A 537-nucleotide genomic window follows, 5' to 3' on the forward strand; every position below is an offset into this window, starting at 1 on the left:
AGATTGAGTTGTTCCGCCCCTTCTGGAAGCCAAAGCTGCACTTGGGAATATGACTGCAGGGGCGCAGAATTCGGGGTTGTCGCGGCAACCAACCTGTTCCCTCTGGAGTCTCAGACGTTGATCCCGAGGTACGATGCCAGATGATCGCTGAGATCACGCGCGTCGTCGCCAGCGCCGTCGATCAGCGCAGACTTGCGGCGGCGCAGAAACTGCGTCCCCATCAGGTACAGGCCCGGATGTTCCGCTACACCGCCGTCGTGACGGACGTGGCCCTTGCGGTCGAGGACCGGCAGTTCCAGCCAGGAGTAGTCCGGCCGGTAGCCGGTGGCCCAGATGATCGTCCTGATCGCGCCTCCGGCAAGATCGAGGCCGAGCGGCGGGTTCTCCTCGACACGGGTCGGCGGCGGGCGATCCGGCGGCCCGACCGTAGCGTCCAGGCCGTTGGCGCGCGCCCATTCGTCGATGAGGTCGAGCAGCCGTGCCATCTTGAGATCGGAAAGCGCGCACATGTTGCGCAACGACCCCGCAAACTGGGCC

General features: G+C 65.2%; 1 pseudogene. It reads right to left on the reverse strand.

Going from position 1 to position 537, the window contains the following annotated elements:
- Positions 1-110 precede the first annotated feature (110 nt).
- Positions 111-537: pseudogene (locus NKI24_RS35900) on the reverse strand (pyridine nucleotide-disulfide oxidoreductase); the annotation flags it as partial.

The sequence above is a fragment of the Mesorhizobium sp. M0701 genome (assembly GCF_040320365.1).
In the GTDB taxonomy this organism is placed as follows: Bacteria; Pseudomonadota; Alphaproteobacteria; order Rhizobiales; family Rhizobiaceae; genus Mesorhizobium.